Here is a 9,947-nt window from a genome sequence, read left to right on the forward strand (position 1 = left end):
GGGGAGAAGAACGAATGAAGACGGACGACGTTATTCCGGAGGGCGGTCCCTCCGTTCAGGAGATGAGAAGACAAAAGAAGCATTGGGTCAAAAAAATGCTGGAGCTGAAAGAAGAAGAGACGCTGCTTACGCTCTCTTCCTCACATCCAGCTGAAGGCCCTGTTGTCTATCAGGCCGCTTTCGAAGTACCTGAGGATCTGGATGAGCGTCTGCAGAAGATGAGCAGAGCGTCGGCAGAAGCGCTGTACCTGATAATGCTGTCCGCATTTAAATGCATGGTGTACAAGCATACGGGCAGCGAATCGATTACGGTAGCCTGTCCACAGCGCAAGCTTCCAGCTCAACAGGCTGTGGCTTCAAGCGGTTCTTCCTGGATCCCTCTTATTGATCAGCCGCCGGGGGATCGGTCTTTCCGGGAATGGCTCTACGAGGTCAAAGCCACCTATGAAGCGGCATACAGCAATGGGAATTATCCCATTGAGAAGGTTGTACAGGATATGAAGGTGATTCATGACCGGGATTATTCTTTTTTGAAACACCTCCGTTTTGCGATGAAGGAGCTTCACGGTGAGTCGAACCCGGAGGAACACACTAGCGGTCTGTTCGTTGAATTCAGCCGTGAAAAGGGTGTTATTCAAGGCATCATTGCCGGATCAAGCCGATTCTTCTCCAGACAGGCGGTGGAAAGCTTCGCCAGACAGTATATCCACATGCTCGGCGAGCTGACCGCTCTTCCCAACTGTCCAGTGAAGGAGAGCGGTTGGCTGTCTGGCGATGAACGCCACAGGCTGCTGACCGAGTATGCCTCCGGCGCAAGTCTTCCTGGTGTATCAAATATTATGGAGCTGTTCGAGGAACAGCTCCTTCGCACACCGGAAGCAATCGCAGTTATTACCCCTGAGCAGACCATGAGCTACCTTGAACTGAATGAAGTGGTCAATCGGTGGGCCAAGGCTCTGGTCAAGAGCGGAACAAAGCCCGGACAGGTCATCGCGCTGTATCTGGAGCGTAGCGTGGAGGCGGCGGTTGCGGTGCTGGCCGTATTGAATGCGGGCGGATGTGTTCTGCCGATTGATATCCAGACCCCGGACGACCGCATCCGTTTCATGCTGGAGGACGCCTCTGTAAGCCAACTGATTACGCATTCGCGATATATAGAGAAGCCCGTCTTCGCCGGCGTGGAAAGGGTGCTCGAATGCGAATCCCTGAATGCCGAAAAGGAAAGCGGGGCAAACCTTGGCAGGGCAATCAGTGGAACGGCGGCATATATCATCTATACTTCCGGTACGACCGGAAAACCCAAAGGCGTGGTTGTCCGGCATGTGGGATTGGCGAACTCCATCTCCTGGAGAAGGAACGAATACCGCCTGAATTCTCAGGACCGGACGATCCAACTCTTCTCCTATTCATTTGACGGCTTCATGACCGGTTTCTTCACTCCGCTTGTCTCGGGAGCCAGCCTGTTCCTGCCGACCGAAAGTCAGGTGAAAGATCCGCTTCGCCTGAAGCAGCTGATCCATGTCCATCGGATCACGCATTTTATATGCGTTCCCGCCCTGTACCAGCTGCTGCTGGAGCAGATGAACACGGAAGACGGAGCCTCCCTTCGGATTATTACATTGGCTGGAGAGCGGTTGGCACCATCCTTGATCGGGGAAAGCCGGAGAAGGCTTCCCGGGGTCGAAATCGTGAACGAATACGGTCCTACCGAAGCCAGTATAGTCGCCGTTTTCAAAAGAAATGTAGGAGAATATGCGGAAATTGCAATCGGCCGTCCGATTGCCAATATGAACGCCTATATTCTCGATGAGCGGCTTGAGCCGGTGCCGACCGGCATCACCGGTGAGCTCTGTTTGTCTGGTCACGGTCTGGCAGTTGGCTACCTTAACCGTCCGGAATTAACCGCGGAGGCGTTTATTCCCCATCCGTTCATCCCTGGAGAACGGATGTATAGAACGGGAGACTTGGCAAAATGGACGGAGGACGGTGAAATCTGCTGTCTGGGCCGGAAGGATACCCAGGTCAAGCTGAGAGGGTACCGGATCGAGCTTTCAGAGATCGAGCAGCGCCTTATGGCTTATCCGGGGATTCAGGCGGCAGCCGTTCTGTGCATAGAAGAAGATGGCATTCCGTCCCGGCTTGCCGCCTATCTTCAATGTGAAGTGGTGCATGCAAAGGAAATAAGGGCTTACATGGCCGATGAGCTGCCGCACTACATGCAGCTTGCCCGTTACTACCGGGTCGACCGGATGCCTCTATCCGAGAACGGGAAGACGGACAAGAAAGCGCTCCTTTCGCTTGAGGAACCTGCCGATCTCGATGTGGAATTCAGTGAACCGGCAAATGAAATTGAGCAGCAATTGTGCGAAATCTTCTCGGACGTCCTGCAGATCAAACGGGTGTCTGCCGAAGAAAGTTTCTTTGACGTCGGGGGGCACTCGCTGAAAGCGACGATGCTGATGTCCAGAATCCAAAAAGTGTTTGGTGTGAATATCGGTATCGATGACATCTTCGAGAAACAGACCGTCAGGGCGTTGGCGGCAGCGATCGTTGAGAAAGGGTCGAAGTCTTATCACGCAGTGACTCCGGCGGAACCGGCAGCCTGGTATCCGTTGTCTTCCGCGCAAAAACGAATGTATGCCTTGTTTTGCCATGATCCGCATTCGACCGCATACAATATGCCGGAGGCGCTGATAATCGACGGGGACCTGGATAGAGAAAGACTTGAACTTGCGATTAATATGCTGACGGCCCGGCATGAGATTCTTCGAACGTCTTTTGAGATGGTGAACGGCGAGCCGGTTCAGGTGGTGCATACCGACAGTTCCTTTACCCTGGACTATACCGAAGAACCTCCCACAAATACGGAGGAGACAATCCGAAATTTCGTGCGCCCCTTCGACCTTGGAGCACGTCCACTGTTTCGCATCGGCGCTGCGCGGATGGAGGAGCGGAAACACCTCCTCTTGATCGATATTCATCATATCGTTGCCGATGGGGCCTCCGTGGGAATCTTCATCAACGAGCTTGCGGCACTATACAACGGTGACAAGCTTGCTGAAATATCGTTACATTATAAGGATTTCTCGGTATCGCAGCAGGGAAGAAGAGATCATAACGAATTTCAGGCGCAGGAGCAATACTGGCTGAAGCAGTTTGAGAATGGGGTTCCTGTATTGGATTTGCCGTATGATCTTCCTAGGCCGAGGTTTAAGAATTTTGAAGGGGCACGGATTCCCTTTACTGTCGATGCTGCCACTACGGCTTCTTTGAAGAAGCTGGCCGCCGTACATGGCGTTACTTTGTTTATGCTGTTGTTGTCAGCTTACAGTCTCATGCTATCCAAAATATCGGGTCAGGAGGAACTGGTTGTCGGCTCGCCGGTTTCGGGCCGCATGCAGGCGGAGCTGGAAGAGACGATGGGTATGTTCGTTAATGTCGTACCGCTTAAAAACACAGTGTCACCACAGCTCGATTTCACCCAGCTTCTGGCACAGGTCAAGAAGAGTGCGCTTGGAGCCTTCGAGAACCAGGCCTTTCAATACGAAGAGCTTGCGAGCAAGCTGGATTACAGCCGGGATACCGGCCGAAATCCTCTGTTTGACGTCATGTTCGTGCTGCAGAACATGCCGGAGAACCGCTTTGACTTCCGGGGACTTCATTTCACACACTGCGGGTTTGAGCAGACCATTTCGAAATTTGATCTTACCCTCGCCGGCTTTGAAGGAGGCGACGGGGTGCTGTATTTCGACTTGGAGTATAGCACCAGTCTGTTCCGGAAAGAGACGGCAGAGCGATTCGTTGCTTATTTCATGCATATAATACAATCCGTCATTGAAGAACCCGGGAAGCGGCTGGATTCCATTACCCTGCTGCCTGCGGAAGAGCTGCATCGGCAAATCGCCGGCTTCCACGCTTCCACAGGAATGGATGTGCCGAAGCTTACCCTGCCCGAGCAGTTTGCGGAACAGGTGAAACTGCATTCAAACCGGGAAGCCCTGCGGTTCGGGGAAGCACACCTGACCTATGGGGAGCTAGATGCCTTATCCGGTCGCTGGGCAGCGTGGCTGGAACATAACGGCATCGGCTTTGATGATGTCGTGGCCATCAAGCTGGAACGGTCTTTCGAAATGATCATCTGTTTCCTCGCCGTATTGAAGGCGGGAGCGGTTTATCTTCCAGTAGATCCATCCTTTCCGGTGGAACGAATTCAGTACATGCTTCAGGACAGCGGAGCGGCCTTGCTGATCACGGACGATTCCGAGGAGCGGAACATCGGTTTCATGGGAAGAACCGTCTTAACAGGTGCGGTGGAACTTCCAGAGGAAGGCGGAAATGTTCCAGCGCGCAAGCCGCAACTAGAAGATCGGGCTTATATCATATATACCTCCGGTACGACCGGAAGACCTAAAGGTGTAGCATTGGAACACGCGGGAGTGGCCAATCTGCCGGAAGTATTCCGCACTAAGCTTGGGATTGGACCGAAAGACCGGATTCTGCAGTTTGCTCCCTGCTCTTTCGACGCCTCCGTATGGGAATTCGCGATGGCGCTTACGTCAGGCGGCGCACTGTGCCTGGCAACGAAGGATACCATAGGCGATCCGGAATGGTTCGAGCGCTACGCGAACCAGATGGAGATCACGATCGCGACGTTCCCGCCTTCTTACATGGAACGGTTGCAGCCCGATAAACTTCAGAGTCTGCGGCTTGTCATTACGGCGGGGTCCGAGCCTTCGGCCACCATGCTCGGGGAGTGGGGTCGACATATGCAGTGCATCAATGCATACGGCCCAACGGAAGCGTCCGTATGCGCTGCGATGTGGGAATATGATGAATTGATCCTCCCGCATAAATTACCGATCGGGTTCCCTATTTCAAACAGCAGGATCTGCATAGTGGATGCCGGGTTAAATCCGCTTCCGGTCGGTGTAACCGGCGAGCTTTGCATTGCAGGGGTTGGTCTGGCTAGAGAATATCTTAATCAGCCGGAGATGACCGCCCGGCAGTTCGTCTCCTCCAATATACCGGGATTCGAGAGAATGTACCGGACCGGGGATCTGGCGAAGCGACTTCCCGACGGCAGTCTGGTCTATCAAGGCAGAATGGACAGCCAGCTGAAAATCAGAGGCTACCGGGTGGAACCGGGCGAGGTCGAAGCTCGTCTGCATCAGCTGAATGGTGTAAAAAGCGCATCAGTTCTGTTAAAGCGGCAACCGGAAGGTCACGGAACTCTGATTGCCTATTACAGCGGGGAGACAGCGCCGCAGCCGAGGGAGATGAAACGCATGCTGTCGGAAATGCTTCCCGACTACATGATCCCTTCTGTGTTCATGAAGCTGGAAGCTCTGCCTTTGACAACGCATGGCAAAGTGGATGCAGCGGCGCTGAACAAACTGCCGCAATCCGTGGAGACCGGCAGCGGCTTCCGCCACCCGGTGAGCGAGCTGGAAGCGCTTGTGATCGAGGTGTTCGAGGAAGTGCTTGAGAATAAGGGCATCGGGGTGGAGAATTCTTTCAATGAACTTGGGGGAGATTCCATCTCGGCCATGAAGGCCGTGTTTCTTCTTAAGAGAAAAGGATTCTCCGTGGATGTCAGGGATCTGCTCGTCCGGCAATCGGCTGCTGCCCTAGGCGAATTGCTGCTTCAACGCTCCAGTCAGGGAAAGGCAATCACTGAACCACAACCGGAGCCAAGAGACTTGAAAGAGAAAATACAGGCGGAATCCGGAGAGACAAAGGAGTTGTCCGACCTGCTTCACCATCTTGCTGTGCAGCAGCAAGCCTACGCACGTGATTTGGGCGAAAACCCGTTAATCGGGAAAATTCCAGTTACCGCCATTCAGTCCATGCATCTGGGGCGTTCCGAGAATGTCGGAGCCGTAATTCCTGTTTCTACGGAAAGAAGCAGGGAAGACATCGCGACTGCGGTGTTGAACCTTGTCCGTGAGCAGGAAATGCTTAGATGCTTTCTTTCAGGGGAGGGGGACGGAACCTGGAGCCTCCATGAACGGCCAAACCTTCTTTCGCTGCCTTATCTCCGACTGGACGGTCCTGCTGCAGAAGAGAAGATGAAGCAGATGATCCGGGAAGTGTATAACGGACGCTTTGATTATGACATTCCAGGCAGCTTATTATATCGGATGGTACTGATCGAGAATGGAGTTTCTGGAGAGAGGGTCCTGGTGTATGCGTCCCATCATTCGCTGTCGGACGGACTGAGCTGCAGCCTGATCGCGGAAACCCTGAGTCTTTCGGACGCTTCTTCTCCGTTCAGCGAGGGCGGAAATCCGGGCATGGGATACCGCGATTATGTCCGTCTCCTGGACGAGGGACCACAAGGAATCAGTCTAGAAGAGCTGGAGAACCGGTTCGAGCTGCCGGCATTCCGTCATTACCTCTTCGAGCTGGAGAGCAAGGTGAATACTTTCCCAAGAAGCCATCCGACCGTCATCGAGCTGGAAATCCCTCTGGCGGGCGACCTTCCCGAAGAAGGATGGCATACGGTGCTTGAAGTGCTGGCTACGTTTGGACGGGACTTCCTTCAGATGGAGCAGTTGTCCGTTCAATTGGTCAGCGGCGGCAGAAGGTACGGTGGCCATACCTTTTATCATCTTGCCGGAAACTTTATCGATTATGTCCCCGTGGTCCTGAACGCCGGCGAACCGGCCGAAATCATCCTGAGTCGGATCAGGGATCTGACGCAAGCCGCTGCGGCGCACCATATCAACTTCGCAGCTCTGGATATGGACTCGACCGGCAAGGCGGTCCTGCTGAATTATTTTGGCGCCATGCAGGAAGAAGCAACTACCAGTTGGAGTCCAGATGATGTTTCGTCCTACGAGGAGACTGCAGCACATTATGGCATTTGTTTTTATGTCAGACATATGGGACCTTCTCTCAGGGTAGATATCGCACTTCCGTTTGAGGCGGACGCGGAGAAGCTGAAGAAGAAGCTCTCCGGCGATTCCGTACGCGGAATCCTGTAGTAGACGGAGCAGCGATTGATCAAGGCCCTCGGGCGCTGGCACAAATCTGCGTCCGAGGGCCTTGAAGTATTTTTTAATGAAAGGTCGTGGCCTCATGGGAAAAGTCGCAGTGTTCAGTTATCCGTATTTCGGGCATGTCAATCCGACGGTGACCCTGGTGAAAGAGCTCGTGGACAGAGGGGAGCAGGTCTATTACTATACGGCCGATCCCTATATGAAATTCATCCGTATGGAAGGCGTCGTCTGCCGCAGCTACGGTGATGTAATCGGATTGCTTGATGAGGAGATTCCGATCCGTTCCACGGACCCCATAGAAATCCTGAAGCTACTGGTTCCGCACAAGCTGGACAAATACCAACGGATGACGAACCTACTGATTGAACGTGTCATGGAAGACGACCCCGACTATATTATCCGGGATTGTGAGTCCTACTGGGGGAAGATGATCGGCGTCATGCTGGACGTTCCCGTGATCTGCTACATTACGACGATTGCCTTAAATGAAGCAATTATGGACCAGCATACCGAGTTTTTTGTCCGGAACGTGCTCGGCAACCCGGCGGGACAAGTCGCTCTGCAGGTTGAAGGAACACGGTTCAGCGAAGTTCTGAATGCTTGCGCCCGTGAGCTTTCCCGTCCTTACTCGGTGGAATACAAAGCGATTGACGCCTTTTCGGGAGCTGATGAGTTCAATCTTGTCTTTACCTCCCGAGAATTTCAGCCATACGCAAATACATTCGGTCCCGATTATCTGTTTCTGGGACCATCCATCCGCAAAGAAGAGGAAGACGGGGACAACTTCCATGAACTAACGTCTTCCGGGACTCTGGTCTACATATCCATGGGAACCGTGTACAATGACTGCCTGCCTTTCTACACCAAATGTATCGATGCGTTCAGGGATAACGGGTGGCGGGTTGTAATGTCCACCGGGCAGCGGATTAACACGGCAGATCTGGGTGCTCTTCCCGGCAACTTTACCGTCAGATCCCATATGCCTCAGATCCGCCTGTTGCAAATGGCTGATGTGTTTATCACTCATGGCGGCCATAACAGCATAAACGAAGCGTTGTACCATCATGTGCCGATGGTGATGTTTCCTCAAGCGGCGGATCAATTTGCCGTTTCAGGCCGCGTTGAGGAGATCGGAGCGGGAGTGGCGAGAAGTAGCCGGGACTGTACCCCGGAAGATATTGCTGACATGACGCGGAAAGTTCTCGACGATCCGCGTTATCGCAAATCGTGTCAGGAGGCCGGGCAGGCGATACGGAATTCCGGAGGGGCGAAACTTGCGGTGGACGGTATCTTCGCCTTTTTGAACGGACAAGTACTTCAGAGCGCGGGTTGTCCATAAAGCTTGTAATCAAACAAACGGACGGAGGATCGGAATCATGGCTAAAGTGATGATATTCAGCCTTCCCTTTTTCAGTCACGTAAAGCCGACATTGCCTCTGGTGGCGGAACTTCTGGCAAGGGGAGAAGAAGTGATTTACTATTCCGACGAGGCCTACAGGGAGCTTCTGCAGGAATACGATGTTACGTTTCGAAGCTACGGCGATATGCAGGGATTATTCACCGACAATGACCCGAGAATCTATCTGAGTAATCCGCGAATGATGCTTGAATATCTCGTACCGGGAGTCATCGGCAAAAGTAAAAGCGTGATGAATGCCATTCTGCATGAAGTCATAGCCGATTCACCAGACTATATTTTGCGGGATTGCGACGCCTTCTGGGGAAAACAAATCGGGGAATTGCTGGCACTGCCGGTTGCCTGCTATATTCTTACTTTCGCGATCAACCACAAGCTACTCGAACGGGATCCGGATTTCCTGATTCACAATGTTTTTAAGATAAAAGAAAAAGATTACAAGGAGAAGGTGTCAGTCAGCGAACTGGACCGGGCTGCCAAGGAAATCGCGCAGAGGCACCACATTCACGGCTTCGGCCTGATCGACGCGTTCAGCGGCAATGAAGAGTTGAATCTGGTGTACACGTCCAAAGCATTTCAGCCGCATGCCGACGCTTTCGATGAACGATTTGTCTTCCTGGGCCCGCAGTTTCCGGGAGCAGCTCCGGAATCCCTCCTTCGGAAAGAGCGGAAGAAAGAGGGGGGACTACCTCTCATTTATATTTCCTTCGGCTCGATCTATACAGACCGGCCTGAATTTTACCGGAAATGCATGGAGGCATTCAAGCACAGCGAAGCGAAGATCGTCATGTCCGTGGGACGGAACATGGATCTCTCTTTATTGGGTGAGCCGCCGGAAAACATGAAAATTCGAAGCTTTGTTCCCCAAATGGAAATACTCCGGGAAGCGGATGTGTTTATTTCGCATGCTGGCTATAACAGTGTCTGTGAAGCTTTGGTGTTCGGAGTTCCCATGGTGCTGCTGCCCCAGGGCGCGGATCAGTTCGCCATCGCCGCCCGGCTGGAGGAATTGGGGGCAGGGGTATATGTCCGGAATATGGAGATCACTGCCTCCCAGCTCAAAGAAATCACCTTCGAAACGATGAATAAAGAGCGTATTCAACATCAGGCGAGTACTCTGGGACAAAGCTTTTTCGGCGGCGGAGGGATCGCCAGTGGTATTGAGACACTGCTTGCATATGTCTCGGCTTTAAGCGTCTGAAATCCATCTTGCTGATTAGAGCTGCCGATAGCTTCATCAATCAGATCGAAATGTTTATTTTCATTTTAGTTTTTGTGCAACCAACGAGGCTCTAAGAACATGTGCCTAATGGAACCCGCGCTGGGCGCGGGTTTTTGGCTTAAGCTGCAATAGTACCTACCGGGGACTTGGGTGTAAGCATACGGTTCACGCAAGTTCGGCGAATTCATTCATTGATAAATTCTTTGCCCGTTGGTCAGCACATGGAGGGCAGCTTTTGTAATTTTTTGCTTACTGTAATAATACTTGAGTTGATTAGGTTATTAATTGGTTTGCCTCTTACTTATTC

3 protein-coding genes are annotated in these 9,947 nt (G+C 52.7%); all 3 read left to right on the forward strand.

What is annotated here, in order from left to right:
• Positions 1-14: 14 nt before the first annotated feature.
• The 3 genes from A3842_RS17410 to A3842_RS17420 all read left to right on the forward strand — a co-directional run bounded on the left by A3842_RS17410 (position 15) and on the right by A3842_RS17420 (position 9,619).
• Positions 15-6,986, forward strand: a complete 6,972-nt coding sequence (locus A3842_RS17410) for a non-ribosomal peptide synthetase (RefSeq protein WP_074102221.1) — start codon at positions 15-17, stop codon at positions 6,984-6,986.
• A gap of 94 nt (positions 6,987-7,080) precedes the next feature.
• Entirely contained in the window at positions 7,081-8,340 is a 1,260-nt protein-coding gene (locus A3842_RS17415) for a macrolide family glycosyltransferase (RefSeq protein ID WP_074083378.1), read from the forward strand.
• A gap of 37 nt (positions 8,341-8,377) precedes the next feature.
• Positions 8,378-9,619, forward strand: coding sequence for a macrolide family glycosyltransferase (locus tag A3842_RS17420; RefSeq protein ID WP_074083377.1), 1,242 nt, complete (start codon positions 8,378-8,380; stop codon positions 9,617-9,619).
• Positions 9,620-9,947 lie beyond the last annotated feature (328 nt).

The organism is Paenibacillus sp. P3E, assembly GCF_001909045.1.
GTDB lineage: Bacteria > Bacillota > Bacilli > Paenibacillales > Paenibacillaceae > Paenibacillus_AQ > Paenibacillus_AQ helianthi.

Excerpts from the sequence above, each read along its gene's own strand:
- A3842_RS17410 (WP_074102221.1), top strand. The coding sequence starts at position 15 with ATGAAGACGGACGACGTTATTCCGGAGGGCGGTCCCTCCGTTCAGGAG.
- A3842_RS17415 (WP_074083378.1), top strand. The coding sequence starts at position 7,081 with ATGGGAAAAGTCGCAGTGTTCAGTTATCCGTATTTCGGGCATGTCAAT.
- A3842_RS17420 (WP_074083377.1), top strand. The coding sequence starts at position 8,378 with ATGGCTAAAGTGATGATATTCAGCCTTCCCTTTTTCAGTCACGTAAAG.